Origin of the sequence: Virgibacillus halotolerans (genome assembly GCF_016908515.1) — a bacterium.
Taxonomy (GTDB): Bacteria; Bacillota; Bacilli; order Bacillales; family Amphibacillaceae; genus Virgibacillus_M; species Virgibacillus_M halotolerans.
Genome location: NZ_JAFBEA010000005.1, coordinates 45,879 through 63,944, shown reverse-complemented (window position 1 = coordinate 63,944; position 18,066 = coordinate 45,879). Strand labels below are relative to the sequence as shown.

The window sequence follows — 18,066 nt, the reverse complement described above, 5'->3', positions numbered from 1 at the left end:
GATAGACTTTACAGGCGAACGGAATAAAAGCTGACGCGGCCAAGCGTCAGCTTTTTCTATACATTTATTGCAGGCTAATGGTCAGTGGAAATCTTACCTCCAAAAATGCGATTTCACTTTATAGATACTTTTCAAACCAGCGGCAAATATGGTTTAAGCGCTCGATCCGCATTTCTGGTTTCCCGCTCCGACTCAATTCGTGGCTAGATTCAGGGAAACGGACAAATTCAACGTCTTTGCGCATTTCTTTCAATGCGACATAAAATTGTTCACCTTGCTCAATTGGACAACGGAAATCTAATTCACCATGCAAAATAAGCAGTGGGGTTTCAATGTTTTTGGCATACTTTAATGGGGAGAATTCCCATAGTTTGGCAGGATCTTGCAGTAAACTTTTTCCAAGTTCCCATTCGGTAAAGAAATAACCGATATCACTAACACCATAAAAGCTCAGCCAGTTACTAATACTACGTTGTGTCACTGCGGCTTTGAAACGGTTTGTATGTCCGACGACCCAATTCGTCATAAAACCGCCATAGCTTCCACCGGTAATCCCAAGCCGATCCGGATCGATGAAATGATAGTTTTCCAGTGCGTAATCGACGGCCGTCATTAAATCGGTATAATCTTTTCCACCATAATCGGTACGTACGGCATCAACAAATTTTTGACCATAGCCATGACTCCCGCGTGGGTTGGTATATAAAACAACATAACCTTTTGCGGCTATTAATTGCAATTCATGGAAAAAGGTTTGTCCATACATCGCATGTGGACCGCCATGCACCTCCAGGACAAATGGATATTTCTTACCTTCTTCAAATCCGTAGGGTTTTAGCAGCCAGCCTTGTATTTCCCAGCCATCGTCAGCGGTAACGGTCAATGTTTCTGGCTCAGCAATGGAAACTTCCGCGAGTAATGTTGCATTCGCATTGGTTAGACGAGTCAATGCCGTATTCTTTTTCAATAAATAAAAGTTACATGGATTTGTCGGTGTGCTGATGCCAAGAACAAAGGATTCTGATGCTGCATGATAAGAAAAACCAAACACATGATTATCGTCTTTATACTGGACGTCCAGCTCACCAGAAAGGCCTACTTGATATAAACCAGTGGCACCGAAATCTGTCGCAATAAAAAACAATCGATCCGAATCATTTGACCAAACAGGGCCTGTGGTCGATTGCCCTAACCGTGTATCACCAATCATTGCGTCGCCAAGTTCGATATCCCACGTTTCACTGAGTGTGATTCGTTCGCCTGAAGCAACATCGAATACGTATAATTCGTTTAGACTTGCATTACTGTATGCATATTCGTGACCGAAGCAAGCAATTTTCTCTCCGCTTGGAGAAATGGATGCACTAAAATAAACACCTTTTCCATTGGTGAATTTCTTTATTTCTTTTGTTGTCCTATTAAGTGTATATAGATCATTGGTGTGCTCATAGTCTGCGTCATCATTTAGATTCGCGGCGAAAAGTACAATATTCCCATCAACCGAAATATCCTGATAGCCATGATCGGCGTCGGCTGTAGTTAATTGTGTGAACTGTGCATTTTCGACATCAAATAATATTAGTTGTGTACGCTTGCTGTCATGAAATCCGCTGGAATCCGATTTATAGTTTAATCGATTAACAATCAGGGGCTGTTTCTTCTTTTCCTCCGCTTCCTTCTGCCGTTCTTCTTTGGTTTGTTCTGTTTGATTTTTTACATCATCATCAGCTTCAAGGGAGGCACTGAATATGATGAACTTCCCATCTTTTGACCAGTTAGGATTCCTTGCACCGTTTTTAAAAGCGGTAAGCTGTTTAGCCTCACCGCCATCTGTGTTGAGTAACCATAGTTGCGGTAATCCGCTTCGGAAAGACTGAAAGACAACCTGTTTTCTGTCCGGTGAAAAGCGCACGTTATCATTTTTATCTTCACCAAAGGTCCACTGTCTTGCTGTATCATCGTTTAAATTTTGAAAAAATAAATGCGATACATACTCGTTTTTATCATTAATCGATGTGGAAACATACGTAAATGCCTTTCCATCAGGTGTAAATTGCGGATCACTAAAAACATCAATTTTAGTGAGATCCTCCGCCGTTATTGCGCGTTTTGAATCGTTCATGATAAAGCCTCCTTATGTTAGTTCAATTTTCTAAACTTTGTTTCATTCTAAACTATTTCGGGTTGCGAATCAATTAGATTGGTAAACTATTTGCAGTTCACTTGGTTGCTTGAAAATAAGGATGCTTGATTCCGATGATTGGATTTAAGAACTGCTAATAAGTGCGCAGGTACATTATTCATATAGCAATATAGTTGCTACAAAGTATATCAGTAGATATGATTTTTTGTATTCGGAAGGAGGTGAAATTAGACAAAACATTACAAGGGAGGTGAATATAAATGGATAATTTATCGAATGAAATTTTGGCAGATTCATACAAGGAAGCATTGAAGCTAAAGTTCAGTGAAGATTTCATTGCACTTTTTGAAGCAGAATTAGAAAAAAGAAATCTATTGATTGAAGTTCAAAAACAGATAAATATGTTTGATATGTAAACCTGTTATTGATAAAAGCATGATCATGAAAAGGCTGGTGAAGGATTTGACCAGCCTTTTCTTTTTAAGTGATTATATGGTTAATCGTTGGCTTAATTAGTAGCGTTCAAAGCGTTTATCGTAGTTTTAAGGGCAGTAAAACCCCTACTAAATGAAGTTTCACTTTATGAAAATGGCGTATGATATTTCTTTCGATACCACTGTTCGAGATTGATAACTTTATTGGATGCATCTTTAAAGTCTTTCATGTTAAACTGATCTTTATTTACCATCCAATTAACAAAATTCAATTCTTTAACAGTCAACTTTCTATATAATTTATGTTCGATTTCCCGAACAATCGTTATATATTGATCATTGGCTTTCATTTTAATCTCCCCATCTTATCTTGATAATTAAAATGATTCTATGAATGTTCGGTGAATAAAGCAAACGAAGTGAATTGTGAGATATTTTTAAATGAATGTTCATATAAAACGATCGCTTAAAAAATGAAAAGCGATTTATTTCGTAAATTGTATTTGTCTTTGTTTCACATCTGCTTCATATGCCTCTTGTAATTTCCTTGTAATTGCACCTGGTTTACCAGTCGCTATTTGCTGATTATCTACTTTAATAACAGGTAATACTTCGGATGTACTGCTGGATAAAAATAATTCATCTGCCATTTCGATATCCTCTACAGCAAAGCCTTCTTCAATGAATGGGATATCTAGATCATGAGCAAACTTTTCTACCCGCATTCGAACACAACCATGCAGAATTCCCTTTGTAGCAGGGTGGGTATATATATTACCGTTCTTCACCAGATAAACATTGGATGAACTGCATTCTGTTACCACACCGTCTTTGTGCAAAATTGCTTCATAACAGCCTTGTTCTTTTGCTGCTTGTTTAGCTAGTACGTTTGGTAAAAGATTCAAGCTTTTAATATAACAATTTTCCCAGCGAATATCACGTTGGGTGATCGTGCTTACACCCTTTTCTAATTTTTCAGAATGACGTGGTTGATCCTGAACATAGGCATAGAAATTTGCTGGAATGTTTGCAGGGAAAACATGATCACGTGGAGCCGATCCTCGGGTTGCTTGTAAATAGACCTTTCCATCGGTTTTCATTTCATTTCTTTTCAATAAATCCAGTAGTAATGCTTTCAATTCTTCATTCGTAAATAAAAGTTTAATTTTAACGGCTTCAGCGGAACGGAATAGGCGATCGACGTGTTCCTCAAGCAAATAATAGGCTCCATCATATATTCGAATGACTTCATAGACACCATCACCAAACTGTAAACCACGCTCTTCAAATGGATAATTTAAATTATCTTTATGCGTAAAACTTTTTTGTGCCATGATGATTGGATAAACAGACATATTTACTCTCCTCCTTAATCTAATCCCAGTTTATCTGCAATTCATGGTAATGTAAATAATCTAATTCGTATTTATCTATTGATTAATGAAAATGTAATCAGGTGATAACTTGTTATTGCGTGTAAATGGGGGCTATCTGTCATTCAATGCGTTCCAAACGTCCTTAACAGGCATGTCACTTATCTCATCGAGTAATTTGTCTAATCTGCTTTTTCGCTTCAGCGAACCAATCAGGCTGACTTCGACCAATTGATCTTTATCAATCAATACGGCATTTACTTCCAATACGTTAAATAAAATTGCGGTAATTACGGCAATCTGCTGAGGAGAAAGTTTATATTTTTTGAAAAATTCATCAAAAGTTTCGCCACCTGATTGATCCTGATAACTTTTATCGTTGCGACTCATAGGACCCACTCCTGTTACAGAAAGATTTGTGGAACTTCAAGCTCATTATCTTCACCGATTACCTCATCATCACGGGTCGCTCCCAGAACAAAACTTATAAAAATAAGTGTTGTCGTAATTAAGAGAATGTCGTGCCCTAAACCGTCGCTCATCCTAATCACCTCCACATGTTTTTGGGGAAAAAGCATATATATCATTGCACGTACTGCCTGTTTTATTTTAGCTTTCTAACACTTTTATAAATTATAAAACAATCCCTATTGATATCTTATTCATTTGTGGATGATCGGGTTACTTTCCAGTATATAAATTCAATCTTATTTTATAAAAATCTACTTCAGTTAGGACATGTAAGTTCGTCCGAAAAAGAAAAATGTCGAAAAAAGTAAAAATATCTATTGATTTAATTGAAAGAACTTGCTATAATTAAAAATACGTTAAAAAAACAACGTCAAATGAAAATGCGGGTGTAGTTTAGTGGTAAAACCTCAGCCTTCCAAGCTGATGATGTGGGTTCGATTCCCATCACCCGCTCCATACATATGTCTTAACGCAGTGTTTCGAAACTTAGCATTCGAAGCATTGCGTTTTTCTATGGCAAATAGTAAAGTATAAACATTCCTACTGTATAAGTACAACTAAGGCTTTCGCCATTAAAGGATTGGTGAAAAACCAAGTTTTCTAACAAAGTTTTAATTTAAAGGTAATGCTTATTATTAATTGATATATAACAACAGAATTCTAAAGAAGGTGTGTTCATGCAGATCGAACAGTTGAAGCAGGACATTATTGCATATAGTAAAGAAATTGGTATAGATAAAATTGGCTTTGCCTCAGCAGATGTATTTGGCGAATTAAAAGAACGGCTTAAACGCCAACAGGAGCTGCAATATCAATCCGGTTTTGAAAAAGGTTCAATCGAGGAACGGACGCAACCACAGCGTTTGCTGCCTGAAGCACAATCGATCATTTCGATTGCTGTTGCTTATCCGTCAAGAATGGAGGATCCGCCAAGAAGTACAAAAGAAGCAAGGCGGGGGATTTTTGCCCGTGCTTCCTGGGGAATAGACTATCATGTGGTCTTAAAAGAACGTTTAAAGAAACTGGAAGCTTTTATTAAGGATAAGTTTCCGGATGCAGAAAATAAATTGATGGTCGATACAGGAGAATTGTCTGACCGGGCGGTTGCTGAACGCGCTGGGATTGGTTTCAGTGGTAAGAATACCTCTATTATTACACCGGAATTTGGTTCCTATGTGTATTTGGGGGAGATGATTACGAATATCCCATTTATACCTGATGAACCGCTGGAGGATAGTTGTGGTGAATGTACAAAATGCCTGGATGCTTGTCCGACAGGAGCGCTTGTGCAGGGCGGACAATTGAATGCCCAGCGTTGTATCGCATTTTTGACACAAACAAAGGACTTTTTGCCGGATGAATTTCGTACGAAGATTGGAAACCGTGTCTATGGCTGTGATACATGTCAGGTTGTTTGTCCAAGAAATAAGCAGATCGATTTTCATAACCATCCGGAGCTCGAACCGGATCCGGAGGTTGTAAAGCCTAAGCTGAAACCCATGTTACGGCTCTCCAATCGACAATTCAAAGAAACATTTGGGCATTTATCCGGCTCATGGCGCGGGAAAAAGCCACTGCAGCGTAATGCACTCCTCGCACTTGGCCATTACAAGGATAAAACGGCACTAGATGAAATGATTGCTGTCATGGAAGAAGATCCAAGACCGGTAATTCGCGGAACGGCTGCCTGGGCAATTGGTAAAATAGGTACGGAGGAAGCATTTGCAGCAATTAAACAAGCATTGGAAAAAGAAGCAGATGAACAAGTTATTTTTGAAATGAAAAAAGGACTTGATTTTCAGGAAAAGCAATCGGCTAATTAGGTTTCAAAGGGGGACATGCTGATGGGAGATAAACTTTTTTATGATGAAGCAGATTCACCGATTGGGCGGTTATTAATCATGAGTGATGGGGAAAAGGTGGTCCGGATCGATTATGGGACAATTGCGCGCCTCCAGGATAAAACGAACAAGTGGATCGCACAATATTTTAAGGAAGTCTCTTTCATTCACGATCCTAATAAAGTAAAACATGTGAAAGAATCGCTTCATCAATACTTCCAAACAGGTAAGCGGGAATTCACCTTTGAAATTACATTGTATGGAACCCCCTTTCAGAAACTAGTGTGGCAGGCGTTGCATGAGGGGATTCCATACGGGGAGACGAGAACATATAAAGATATCGCTATGGCAATTGGAAATCCGAAAGCAGTTCGTGCAGTCGGCGGTGCTGTAAATAGAAATCCGCTTTCCATCGTTGTTCCTTGTCACCGTGTGATCGGCTCAAACGGAAAAATGGTTGGTTATAATGGTGGATTAGATAAAAAAGAATTTTTGCTTGCACATGAAAATAATGAATGATAATAGGTTTTTCCACAAGTTCCCCTTCATATACTTATTTATGGAGGGGATTTTTTTGCAGAAAATGAAAGCAGACTGGCTGGCTTTTTTTCAAAACGACCGGGATGGGGATAATTGGTGGATAAGGAAAAAAGAATTGTGTAAAAAGCGCGATACAGAAATTGTTCGGATTCAAGGGGACGGTCAAATCTTCAAGCGCCTTCGTTATGACAACAAAACCTATTATCATTATTTATTGCATGTTGCCTTTTTAATGAAACAAGGAGAAAAGTTCCACTTGGAAGAGCATGTTTCCACCTACCAGTTTCGTGTGGCGCATGGTGAAATATGTGATCATAAAAAGTTGCAGTATGAATCACAGGACAGACCAAAAAATGTCGTTGCACCAGATCTGATGCAGCGGGAAAACATAGAACAACGATTTACCTATGATCGACAAGCAGCTGTGAAATATGCTGAACATTGGTGGAACAGTTATAATCCGGATTACAGGGTGTTTGAAGTGGACTGCACGAATTATATTTCACAATGCCTACATGCTGGTGGGGCACCAATGCGCGGAATGCCAGTTAGGGATCAGGGCTGGTGGTATCAAAAGGATAATTGGAGCTTTAGCTGGGCAGTTGCCCACTCATTAAGGTGGTATTTGAGTGGTTCCACACAAGGACTTAAAGGAAAAGCGATAGAAAGTCCAGAGAAATTGATACCAGGTGATGTGATTTGCTATGATTTTGCGGGAGATGGCAGGTGGGATCACAATACGATCGTTGTTGCGAAAGATGCAGATGGGATGCCACTTGTTAATGCACATACAGACAATAGTCGAAATCGTTATTGGTCATATGAGGATTCATCAGCATGGACACCAAATATTCAATATAAATTTTTCCGGATTGGGGATGAGTAGTGGTATACTATATTTCGTAGCTTGGTGGTACTTAACTTAGTAACGCTGCGGAGAACAATTGTAAGGAGAATGCACAATGAGTTTACATGTTGTATTATACCAACCAGAAATACCTGCCAATACAGGGAACATTGCCAGAACATGTTTGGCGACAAATGTAACACTACACCTCATCCACCCGCTCGGCTTTTCGACGGAAGATAAAATGCTGCGCCGGGCAGGATTGGACTATTGGAAAAATGTTGATATCCGTGAATATCAATCCATTCAGGAGTTATATGATGCGTATGCAGAAGGGGATTTCTATTATATAGAGAACTTTGGAACGAAACATTATACCGATTATGATTTCAGTAATGTGGACCAGGATTTGTTTTTTGTGTTTGGTAGAGAGACAAATGGATTTCCTAAAGAATTACTCGTAGGCAAAGAGGATAAGTGTTTGCGAATTCATATGAGTGGCAAGGTACGCTCACTCAACTTATCAAATACAGCAGCAATTATTATATATGAAGCATTGAGGCAGCAGAATTTCCCATCATTGGATTAAAAAAGTCTGCTTTGCGTAATAGATTGTTGCTTTATACAGAAAAAAGAAGGACAGTGCGCAAACACTGTCCTTCTTACTATTATTGGTTTTTTTTAGGAACGCCAGGTTTTGCCTCGTAGGCGGAAGTGAACATAGATACAATAAATACAACGATTACTCCCATTAGTAAAGCTAAATTCATATGAATATCCTCCTCATGATTCTGTATGTAAAAAGCGTACATTTGATTAATGCCCCTATTATAACGGATTTATGACTTAATGTGAACCATTCAAGCTATATTATAAGCAAAAAACGTCTTGAAAAATAAAGGCGGAAAATTCAGTCGCAATTAATAAGGGCATTTTAAACGGAAAAGCCGGCACATATATTGTTTCACTTCTTAAAATAGGGTATATTAGTTGATGAAGATGTATGTGGGTCCTATAATGGAAATGAACTATTTTAAACCGTTTTTACAGCGGAAGCAGTTAACATCTAATGGGGGTATCAAACGTGGCACAGAATGAAGAATCTAAAGAAAGATTCTGGGGACAGTTTTATGGTCCAAACATGGGGTATGTGGAAGAACAATATGATTTATACAAAAGTGATCCGGCAGCAGTTGATCCATCTATTAAGGAAATGTTCGATCAACATGGTGCACCGGAATGGTTAAGCCAAGGAGAATCAATCCAGGTAACAACCCAAACAAATTCAATAAATGATATTAAAAAACTGACCTCTGCAATGAAACTTGTTGAGGCTATTCGTCGTTATGGGCATTTAGAGGCGGATATTTACCCTGTAGGTCGTCTGAAAGAAAGAGAATCTGATTTGGTTAATCCGATGGCCTATGGATTAATGGATGATGATTTAAAGGACATGCCGGCGTCATGGTTATGGGAAAATGCGCCAAGTCATATCGAAAATGGTTTGGATGTAATCAAGGAACTGAAGAAATATTATTCGGGTACAATTACATTTGAATATGATCATGTGAACAATGATGACGAACGTAAATGGTTATTGGAATTAATCGAAGCAGGTGAAGCGCGTCTTTCGTTAACAGATGAAGAGAAGAAGCAGTTACTGGAGCGTCTGGCACATGTCGAAGGATTTGAAGGCTTCCTGCAAAAGACATTTGTTGGTCAAAAGCGTTTTTCCATTGAAGGGCTAGAAGCAATGGTTCCAATGCTAGATCAAATTGTTAAATATGCAACATCTGACAAAATCGAGAACATCATGATGGGAATGGCCCACCGTGGTCGGCTATCGGTATTGGCACATGTGTTGGGAAAACCTTACGATAAAATATTTTCTGAATTCCATCATTCTCCGGATAAGGAATTGATGCCTTCTGAAGGATCCATGGGGATTAACTATGGATGGACAGGTGATGTGAAATATCACTTTGGAGCAACGAAAGATGTTAAATATAATGATGAAACAACGACACGTATTATTTTAGCGCATAATCCATCGCATTTGGAATTTGTAAATCCAGTTGTCGAAGGTTTTGCCCGGGCAGCCCAGGATAATAGAGCTGCAAACGGATACCCTGAGCAAGATAAAAACACAGCAATTCCTGTATTAATTCATGGAGATGCTGCTTTTATCGGGGAAGGCGTGGTCGCCGAAACGTTAAACTTAAGCGGTCTACCGGGATATAACACTGGTGGCACATTGCATATTATTGCAAATAATCTTGTTGGTTATACAACCAATCAGGAAGATGGTCGTTCAACGCGGTATGCGAGTGATCTGGCAAAAGGTTTTGAAATACCAATCATTCATGTGAATGCAGATGATCCGATCGCATGTATATCAGCAATAAAGATTGCCTATGATTACCGCCAGAAATTTAACAAAGACTTTTTAATTGATTTGGTTGGCTACCGTCGTTATGGTCACAATGAGATGGATGAACCGAGAACAACGCAACCAAAATTATATCAGGATATTGATAAACATCCATCTGCAGCCAATGTATTTGCGAAAGAACTTGAAGATAAAGCAGTTATTGAAAAGGATGAGTTTAAGCAAATCATTGATCATGTGGAAGATGGTTTACGCCAAATATATGATAGTATGAAAGAGAATGATACAGGTCAAGTTGATTCACCTAATATGCCAAGCGTATTGGCTAACGGTTTGGATCAATTTGAAACAACAGTCGACCTGGACACATTAAAAAGATTAAATAGTAATCTATTAAACCGGCCGGAAGGATTTAATGCCTTCAAAAAACTGGAAAAGATCTTAAATCGTCGTAAAGATGTTTTAGAAGAAGGTAATAAAGCTGACTGGGGCGCAGGTGAAGCGTTAGCATACGCATCTATTATCAATGATGGTATTCCGATTCGACTAACAGGTCAGGATACGGAAAGAGGTACCTTCGCGCATCGCCATCTCGTATTACACGATATAGATACAAATAAAAAATATAGTCCAATGCATGGGATCGAAGGTTCAAAAGCATCCTTCGATATTCGTAACAGCCCACTATCAGAGGCTGGCGTATTAGGATTTGAATATGGATACAGTGTAGAGTCACCAAATACATTGGTGATTTGGGAGGCGCAGTTTGGTGATTTTGCGAACGCAGGTCAAGTTATTTTTGATCAATTTATCGCTGCATCCCGTGCTAAATGGGGCGAGAAGTCTAACATGGTAATGTTATTACCACATGGTTATGAAGGTCAAGGTCCGGAACATTCCAGTGCCCGTTTGGAAAGATATTTACAAAGTGCTGCAGAAAATAACTGGATCGTTGCAAACGTTACATCGTCTGCACAATTCTTCCATTTAATGCGCCGACAAGCTGCAATGCGCGGACGTGAAGAGGCTAGACCACTGATATTAATGACACCGAAAAGTTTATTGCGTAATCAACGTGTCGCATCGGCAGCGAAGGAATTTACGGAAGGGAAGTTCCAACCTTTACGTGACCAACCGCTTTTAAAAGTGAGTAAGAAAAATGCAACACGCTTACTTATTGGCAGCGGAAAGGTAATGGTTGATATTGAAGAGGCCATTGATGAATCTGAGGAAAAATTAGATTGGCTTCGTGCAGTAAGATTGGAACAAATTTATCCATTTCCTAAAAAGACTTTAGAAAAAGTACTAAAAGAACTACCGAACTTGGAAGAGATCGTTTGGGTACAAGAAGAACCACAAAACATGGGTGCATGGACCTTTGTTGAGGATTATTTAAGTGATCTCCTACAAGAAGGTCAGACATTACGTTATATTGGTCGACCTGACCGTTCATCACCAGCAGTTGGTGTGCCGAACGTCCATAAAACAGAACAGAATGAGCTTGTACAAGCTGCAATAAACCCGTCAAAAGGAGGAAATTCCAGTGAAAGAAATTAAGATTCCAGAGCTAGCAGAATCTATTACTGAAGGAACAATTGCTGAATGGTTAGTTAAAAAAGGTGACAAAATTGAAAAAGGTGATCCAGTTGTTGAATTGGAAACGGATAAAGTAAACGTTGAAGTTAATTCAGATTACGCTGGAGTTATCACTGAAATCGTAAGTGAAGAAGGCGTCGACGTTGAAGTAGGCGATGTCATTGGTAAAATAGATGAAAATGGAGAAGCTGGTGGTGATGCTTCGGAAGAACCAAAAGAAGAACCAAAAGAAACGCCAACTGAAGAGAAGCAAGAGGCGCCGGCTAAACAGGAAGAAACAACAGAAACGAGTAGCGATAATTCGGTTGATGTTGTTGCATCACCTGCAGCGAGAAAGCGTGCACGGGAACTTAACATTGATATAAATACGGTCAGCCCACGCGATCCATTGGGTCGAATTCGTCCAGAGGATGTAGAAGCTACAGCAAAAGGTATCAATGACAAGAAAGAAGCAAAACCTGCTAAACAGGAAGAAAGCAAAGCACCTGAGGCAACGGAATTCAGCAAACCGGTTGAACGTGTGAAAATGACACGCCGTCGCCAAACGATTGCGAAAAACCTTGTGAATGTTCAACACGAAACTGCGATGCTGACAACATTTAACGAAGTGGATATGACTGCTGTGATGAAACTTCGTAGTGAACGAAAGGAAAAGTTCATTGATAAGCATGGTGTAAAACTAGGCTTTATGTCATTCTTTACGAAAGCAGTTGTTGGTGCACTGAAAGAATTCCCATTGTTAAATGCGGAAATTCAAGATAAAGAACTGGTATTGAAGAAATTTTACGATATCGGTATTGCCGTTTCGACAGATGAGGGACTAGTTGTACCTGTTGTCCGTGATGCAGACCGTTTGGATTTTGCAGGTGTAGAACGCGAGATTGCTAATCTGGGAACAAAAGCAAAAGATAATAAATTGCAAATGAACGATTTACAGGGCGGTACGTTTACAATTACGAATGGTGGTACATTTGGATCGATGTTATCGACACCAATTCTTAACTCACCACAAGTAGGTATCCTTGGCATGCATAATATTCAAAAACGTGCCATGGTTATGCCGGATGATTCGATTGAAGTTCGTCCAATGATGTATTTGGCATTGTCTTATGACCATCGTATTGTGGATGGCGCAGGGGCTGTTAAATTCCTTGTTCGCATCAAACAATTACTGGAAGACCCATACGATTTATTGCTAGAAGGTTAAACCAAAAAATAGTAAGCCTCGTTTTGATGGAAGTCAAAGCGGGGCTTATTTGTTATTGAGAAAATATAAGAGAAGGTGCTTACTGAGCAATAATGACTTGCATAAGCAAATATATTGCTTACATTCTATTTTTCATGATTGCAAAATCATTTAAAAGCGAATAATATAGATATGGTTGATTTGATAATATGGAAAGTGGGTCGTTTTGATGGATAAATTCTTTAAAATGAAACAAAATAAGACAAATATACGAACCGAGTTTGTAGCAGGTGTTACAACGTTTCTTACAATGGTTTATATTATAGTGGTAAACCCTGCAATATTAAGTGCTGCTGGTGTCCCATTTGATCAAGTGTTTATGGCGACAGTTATCTCAGCAGTAATTGGTACACTTTGTATGGCGCTATTTGCGAATTATCCGATTGCTATTGCACCTGGTATGGGATTGAATGCGTACTTTGCTAGTGTCGTTGCTACACAAGGTTTATCCTATCAGATTGTTTTTGGAACTGTATTCTTAGCAGGTATTATTTTTATTCTCTTAAGTCTTACGAAATTACGAGAAACGCTAATTGGTGCAATTCCTCCTGCTTTAAAATTTGGTATTACGTCTGGTATTGGTTTATTTATTGCCTTTCTAGGATTGAGGATGTCGGGGATTGTTGTACCGAATGAAGCAAACATCGTTGGCTTCGGTGATTTACATGAGCCGATGACATTATTAACTATTGCAGGACTATTTATTACATTAATCCTTTATGTTTGGAATATAAGGGGGGCATTATTCTTAGGAATGCTCGCAACAGGAATCATTTCTTTTTTTACTGGTCATTTACAGTTTGAAGGATTTATGTCTGCTCCACCCAGCCCAGTCTTTTTTGATATGGATATCGGTGGTGTGTTTTCAAACAGTCTGTACACGGTTGTATTTGCTTTTCTGTTAGTAACCATGTTCGATACGACAGGTACATTGATTGGTGTTGCTGAACAGGCAGGATTTATGAAAAATGGTAACCTGCCACGTGCAAAGTCGGCATTATTAGCAGACGCAACTGCAACGACGGTCGGTTCCATGTTTGGTACAAGCCCGTCAACAGCATATGTAGAATCCACATCAGGGGTTGCTGCCGGAGGAAGAACAGGGTTCACATCCGTTGTTGTCGCATGTCTGTTTGCATTATCTATTTTCTTTACACCGATTATCGGAGCAATTGCTGATATTCCCGCAATTACGGCTCCTGTTTTAATTATTGTAGGATGCTTTATGATGCATGGGTTGGCGCGAATTGATTGGAAATCATTTGATGAGGCTTTTCCTGCGTTCGCAATTATCCTGACCATGCCATTAACATCGAGTATTGCTACAGGTATATCGATCGGCTTTATTACATATCCACTATTAAAATTGGTGAGTGGAAAGGGAAAAGATGTGCATTGGATTTTATATGTATTTGGCGTAATTTTCGTGTTACAAATGATCTTTTTCCCGGCACATTGATTGTTCGCAAATCATAAGTTTATCGCAGTTTGACGAGCAGTAAAACTCCGACTGAATGAAGTCTCAATTTATCGATAAAAAATGAATGATCTTGACAGGATCATTCATTTTTTACTTTATTCTCCAAAATCATATTAAAGGTGTAGATTTAGGGAATAGATATAATGAAATTAGAAAAAATAATCAATTGAATGACATCTGACAACTTGGTATAATTCTCAATGGAAATAGGGAAATGAAAATCGTTACAAACAATTAGGGAGGCTTCATCTGTGAGTATACTTCTTGGACTTCTGGCTGTTATCGTCGTTTTTGGACTGTCCTTTTTAATGTCGAATGATAAGAAAAATATCAATTATAAAGGCATTGGAATTATGTTAGTTGCACAACTCTTAATCACATGGTTTATGTTTACGACAAAAATAGGTCAAGCTGTAATAAATGGTATATCTGCAGGTTTTGATAAATTAATCGAATTTGGAATGGAAGGAATAAATTTCGTCGTAGGTGGTATAGAGGTTGGAGAAGGCGGCGTATTCTTCTTTAATGTGCTCTTGCTGATTATCTTTTTCGCTACGCTTTTATCCGTGTTGACTTATTTGAGAATATTACCTGTTGTTATTAAATTTGTCGGTGGACTGATTTCAAAAATTACCGGTTTGCCGAAAGTCGAGTCATTTAATGCCGTTAACAGTATCTTTTTTGGACAATCGGAAGCATTAATAGCGATTAAATCACAGTTCCATCATTTGGATAATAATCGCTTATATATTGTAAGTGCTTCTGCAATGGGATCCGTTTCCGCGGCTATTGTTGGTTCGTACATACAAATGCTTCCACCACAGTATGTATTAGTCGCATTACCATTGAATATGTTCAGTGCTTTAATGGTATCTTCTTTTATTGCACCAGTTCGGGTTCCGAAAGAAAAAGATCATGTGGATGTGAAGGATATTTCGAATGAAAAAAGTATTTTTGAAGCAATGGGAAATGGCGCACTTGAAGGTGGGAAAATTGCGCTCATTGTTGCAGCAATGTTGATCGCATTTATCGCTTCTTTAGAATTAGTAAACTGGGTCATTCAATTGGTATTTGCTGGTGTATCCTTACAGCAAATTCTTGGCTATATCCTTTCACCACTCGGTTTGTTAATGGGTATTCCACCTAGTGAAGTCATTCAGGCGGGCTCTGTTATGGGAACGAAGATTGTCACTAACGAGTTTGTTGCGATGTTGGAATTTCAGGATATGCTTGGTGTCATGTCAGAGAAAACGATTGGTATCGTATCCGTTTTCCTAACAAGCTTTGCGAACTTTTCCTCCATTGGTATTATCGCTGGAACGGTTAAAGGTATTGATAGTGAAAAGGCGATTAGCGTTTCAGGATTTGGTATGAAATTGCTACTTGGCGCAACACTAGCATCGATCCTATCAGCAACCATTGTAGGTCTGTTCTTGTAAAAAAATAAAAACTCTTTTCGTACGTTTTGTTGCTTTTAATTCTCTCAGTTGATAGAAACTGCGACGTAACATACCACCGCTACAGAAATACATTACGCTTTCCGCGGGCTCGCGATGAGCCTTCGACGCATAGGAAGTGCTAGTGCAGGCGTTGCCACAGGACGTGGCGTACTTAGTCTGCCTCACTCGCAAAGAACGCTCGCTGTGGGGTCTCATCGTCTTCGCTTTCCCGCAGGAGTCTACATGTATTTCTTCCGCTAGTATTGTGATTTTGCAATGGTATATCATTTATCAATTGCTTTAAAAAAGAAAACTTGGTTCAGATGATCCATCAGAGTCTTAGTTGCACTTACGACGCAAAGATAAAATACCGTTGACCCTATTTTGATCGTTGATTGGAGCGTAGGGCAGTCGACTCCAGCGGGAAAAGCAACAAGTCTTTATGGTGGGACGAGTTAGCGCAGTCTCAGCTGAAAATCCCGCGGAAAGCGACTGGCCGGAGCGGAAATCAACATGCTCTTATGCCGCTATCTATAGATTTGTGTCAAAAACAACAAAGTTTTTAGGGAACCCGCAATGCAGTTGCAATCTTTGGGGAAAAAGCCAAAATAAATAACCACTTAGAAGGGGAGCACATATCGTGAAAAATATGTGCTCCCCTTGTTACGTTCTCATTAGCAATCCCACAAGAATTAGTGTCTTTGTTTGTTTTGCATAAAGATGTTTTTATTTATTCAAGTTCAACACAATCAATCGCTCTTCCGTCATATCCTCGATGGAATATTTAGGGCCTTCTTTACCCGATCCGCTATCTTTGACGCCACCATATGGCATAAGATCAACACGATATTGGGAAGAATCGTTGATGATTAATCCGCCGACTTGTACATTTTTTGCTGCATAAAATGCTGTGTCTAGATTTTCCGTGAAAATACCACCCTGCAAGCCATAAGGGGATTCGTTTAGTTCATTAATACAAGCATCTAAATCCTGATAAGGAATAATACTGACAATCGGTGCAAAGACTTCATCACAGACAACACGCATATCTTTTGTTACGTCGGTGATAACTGTGGGTGAAAACATTACACCTTGACGTTTGCCACCAGTGATTACATTTGCACCAGCCTGCTTCGCTTCTTTTACCCATTGCTCCGCTCTCTTCGCGTCGTCCTCGGTGATCATTGGTCCGACAACGGTGTCTTCATCGCTAGGATCGCCGACTTTTAAATCTTTCATTGCTGCGACTAGTTTTTCCTGGAATTTAGCTTTGATGGATGCATGTACATACAATCGCTGTGGTGTAATACAGGTTTGTCCCGCATAAGAAAAACCAGCCACTGCAAGTGTTGTCGCGGCTTTATCTACATCCGCATCTTTATCCACAATAACGGGCGAGTTATTTCCAAGCTCCAGGATTAGTTTATTCAATCCCGTATTTTGTTTTATTTTCAGACCAACTTCGGCGCTCCCGGTAAAGGTATAGGTGGAAATTCGTTTATCCTGTTGCATTTGTTGTCCAACTGTAGAACCTGAACCGACAATTACGTTTAATAAGCCTGCTGGTAATCCAGCTTCTTCAAATAATTTTGCTAAGCGTAAGGAAGTTACTGGAGTGGCACTTGCTGGCTTTAATACCACTGCATTACCCGCCGCAAGTGCAGGCCCTATTTTATGAACGACGAGATTTAATGGAAAGTTAAATGGGGTGATCGCCCCAACAATACCGACTGGAACACGAATGGTAAACGCCATCCGGTTTTCAGAACCAGGTGCAGCTTCTACAGGTATCCCGGTCCCACTAATTCGTTTCGCTTCCTCTGCAGAAACCTCCAGTGTTTGAATGGATCGATCCACTTCGGTTTGTGCCTGTTTGATTGGTTTACCTGCTTCCATCATAATAGATTCCGCAAATTCCGCTTTCTTTGCACGCAAAAGTTCTTTTGCTTTATTTAAAATTTCATAGCGTTTGTAAGGGGACAGTTGCATTGTTTTATACGCGTTTTCTGCTGTTTCAATGGCCTGGTCTACTTCGCGTTCGCTAGCCTTGGAAACTTGTGCATACACTCCCTGTGTGTATTTATTTAATACATCCAGTTTTTCATTGGTTGTAACCCATTTTCCGTTTATATAAAGGTCAAAATTGTTACTCATTTTATCGCGCTCCTTCTAGTGAATATGTTCCTCATATAAAGGAAATATAAACATTTTTGGCAGGAGGGGAGATGCTGTATCCGACCATGTACGCTTAGACCGATAACTTCCAA

Annotated in this window: 15 protein-coding genes and 1 tRNA gene; 10 read left to right on the top strand and 6 right to left on the bottom strand. The window is 39.3% G+C overall.

Annotation, left to right across the window (positions count from 1 at the left end; translation table 11 throughout):
- Positions 1-118 precede the first annotated feature (118 nt).
- A complete protein-coding gene (locus tag JOC34_RS12830; RefSeq protein ID WP_205137182.1) occupies positions 119-2,122 on the bottom strand; it encodes a S9 family peptidase in 2,004 nt (667 codons plus the stop codon).
- 281 nt (positions 2,123-2,403) lie between these two features.
- Between JOC34_RS12830 and sda the strand changes: the two genes are divergently transcribed.
- The gene (sda, locus tag JOC34_RS12825; protein WP_205137181.1) at positions 2,404-2,559 is read left to right on the top strand and encodes a sporulation histidine kinase inhibitor Sda; all 156 of its coding nucleotides are present in this window, start codon (positions 2,404-2,406) and stop codon (positions 2,557-2,559) included.
- A 164-nt stretch (positions 2,560-2,723) separates the two neighbouring features.
- Here the strand turns inward: sda and JOC34_RS12820 are convergent, their stop codons facing one another.
- The 4 genes from JOC34_RS12820 to JOC34_RS12805 all read right to left on the bottom strand — a co-directional run bounded on the left by JOC34_RS12820 (position 2,724) and on the right by JOC34_RS12805 (position 4,492).
- Positions 2,724-2,927 (bottom strand): hypothetical protein, encoded by a 204-nt coding sequence (locus JOC34_RS12820; RefSeq protein WP_205137180.1) that lies wholly within the window; start codon positions 2,925-2,927, stop codon positions 2,724-2,726.
- A gap of 135 nt (positions 2,928-3,062) precedes the next feature.
- Positions 3,063-3,932 carry a D-amino-acid transaminase gene (gene dat, locus JOC34_RS12815; protein WP_205137179.1) on the bottom strand — a complete coding sequence of 290 codons (870 nt, stop codon included), beginning with the start codon at positions 3,930-3,932 and terminating at the stop codon, positions 3,063-3,065.
- A gap of 132 nt (positions 3,933-4,064) precedes the next feature.
- On the bottom strand, positions 4,065-4,340 hold the full coding sequence (locus JOC34_RS12810; RefSeq protein WP_205137178.1) for a hypothetical protein: 276 nt from the start codon (positions 4,338-4,340) through the stop codon (positions 4,065-4,067).
- Positions 4,341-4,354: 14 nt separating this feature from the next.
- Positions 4,355-4,492 (bottom strand): hypothetical protein, encoded by a 138-nt coding sequence (locus JOC34_RS12805; RefSeq protein ID WP_205137177.1) that lies wholly within the window; start codon positions 4,490-4,492, stop codon positions 4,355-4,357.
- A 311-nt stretch (positions 4,493-4,803) separates the two neighbouring features.
- Between JOC34_RS12805 and JOC34_RS12800 the strand changes: the two genes are divergently transcribed.
- The 9 genes from JOC34_RS12800 to JOC34_RS12760 all read left to right on the top strand — a co-directional run bounded on the left by JOC34_RS12800 (position 4,804) and on the right by JOC34_RS12760 (position 15,799).
- Positions 4,804-4,877, top strand: a tRNA-Gly gene (locus JOC34_RS12800).
- Positions 4,878-5,098: 221 nt separating this feature from the next.
- A complete protein-coding gene (queG, locus tag JOC34_RS12795) occupies positions 5,099-6,244 on the top strand; it encodes a tRNA epoxyqueuosine(34) reductase QueG (protein ID WP_205137176.1) in 1,146 nt (381 codons plus the stop codon).
- 21 nt (positions 6,245-6,265) lie between these two features.
- Entirely contained in the window at positions 6,266-6,781 is a 516-nt protein-coding gene (locus JOC34_RS21995; RefSeq protein ID WP_205137175.1) for a methylated-DNA--[protein]-cysteine S-methyltransferase, read from the top strand.
- 55 nt (positions 6,782-6,836) lie between these two features.
- The gene (locus JOC34_RS12785) at positions 6,837-7,688 is read left to right on the top strand and encodes an amidase domain-containing protein (RefSeq protein WP_420856142.1); all 852 of its coding nucleotides are present in this window, start codon (positions 6,837-6,839) and stop codon (positions 7,686-7,688) included.
- Between the two features lie 76 nt (positions 7,689-7,764).
- On the top strand, positions 7,765-8,238 hold the full coding sequence (trmL, locus tag JOC34_RS12780) for a tRNA (uridine(34)/cytosine(34)/5-carboxymethylaminomethyluridine(34)-2'-O)-methyltransferase TrmL (protein WP_205137174.1): 474 nt from the start codon (positions 7,765-7,767) through the stop codon (positions 8,236-8,238).
- Between the two features lie 495 nt (positions 8,239-8,733).
- Entirely contained in the window at positions 8,734-11,595 is a 2,862-nt protein-coding gene (locus tag JOC34_RS12775) for a 2-oxoglutarate dehydrogenase E1 component (protein WP_205137173.1), read from the top strand.
- Complete coding sequence (gene odhB, locus JOC34_RS12770; protein WP_205137172.1) at positions 11,582-12,841, top strand: 2-oxoglutarate dehydrogenase complex dihydrolipoyllysine-residue succinyltransferase; 1,260 nt, start codon at positions 11,582-11,584, stop codon at positions 12,839-12,841. The genes JOC34_RS12775 and odhB overlap by 14 nt, the downstream gene beginning before the upstream one ends.
- Before the next feature lie 208 nt (positions 12,842-13,049).
- Positions 13,050-14,339 (top strand): NCS2 family permease, encoded by a 1,290-nt coding sequence (locus JOC34_RS12765; protein WP_205137171.1) that lies wholly within the window; start codon positions 13,050-13,052, stop codon positions 14,337-14,339.
- A gap of 272 nt (positions 14,340-14,611) precedes the next feature.
- Entirely contained in the window at positions 14,612-15,799 is a 1,188-nt protein-coding gene (locus JOC34_RS12760; RefSeq protein WP_205137170.1) for a nucleoside transporter C-terminal domain-containing protein, read from the top strand.
- A gap of 726 nt (positions 15,800-16,525) precedes the next feature.
- On the opposite strand, the gene JOC34_RS12755 is transcribed toward JOC34_RS12760, so the two are convergent.
- Positions 16,526-17,953, bottom strand: a complete 1,428-nt coding sequence (locus tag JOC34_RS12755; protein ID WP_205137169.1) for an aldehyde dehydrogenase family protein — start codon at positions 17,951-17,953, stop codon at positions 16,526-16,528.
- Positions 17,954-18,066 lie beyond the last annotated feature (113 nt).

Coding starts and splice junctions, on each gene's coding strand:
- JOC34_RS12810 (WP_205137178.1), bottom strand. CDS start 4,340: ATGAGTCGCAACGATAAAAGTTATCAGGATCAATCAGGTGGCGAAACT.
- dat (WP_205137179.1), bottom strand. CDS start 3,932: ATGTCTGTTTATCCAATCATCATGGCACAAAAAAGTTTTACGCATAAA.
- queG (WP_205137176.1), top strand. CDS start 5,099: ATGCAGATCGAACAGTTGAAGCAGGACATTATTGCATATAGTAAAGAA.
- sda (WP_205137181.1), top strand. CDS start 2,404: ATGGATAATTTATCGAATGAAATTTTGGCAGATTCATACAAGGAAGCA.
- JOC34_RS21995 (WP_205137175.1), top strand. CDS start 6,266: ATGGGAGATAAACTTTTTTATGATGAAGCAGATTCACCGATTGGGCGG.
- JOC34_RS12830 (WP_205137182.1), bottom strand. CDS start 2,122: ATGAACGATTCAAAACGCGCAATAACGGCGGAGGATCTCACTAAAATT.
- trmL (WP_205137174.1), top strand. CDS start 7,765: ATGAGTTTACATGTTGTATTATACCAACCAGAAATACCTGCCAATACA.
- JOC34_RS12805 (WP_205137177.1), bottom strand. CDS start 4,492: ATGAGCGACGGTTTAGGGCACGACATTCTCTTAATTACGACAACACTT.
- JOC34_RS12755 (WP_205137169.1), bottom strand. CDS start 17,953: ATGAGTAACAATTTTGACCTTTATATAAACGGAAAATGGGTTACAACC.
- JOC34_RS12765 (WP_205137171.1), top strand. CDS start 13,050: ATGGATAAATTCTTTAAAATGAAACAAAATAAGACAAATATACGAACC.
- JOC34_RS12820 (WP_205137180.1), bottom strand. CDS start 2,927: ATGAAAGCCAATGATCAATATATAACGATTGTTCGGGAAATCGAACAT.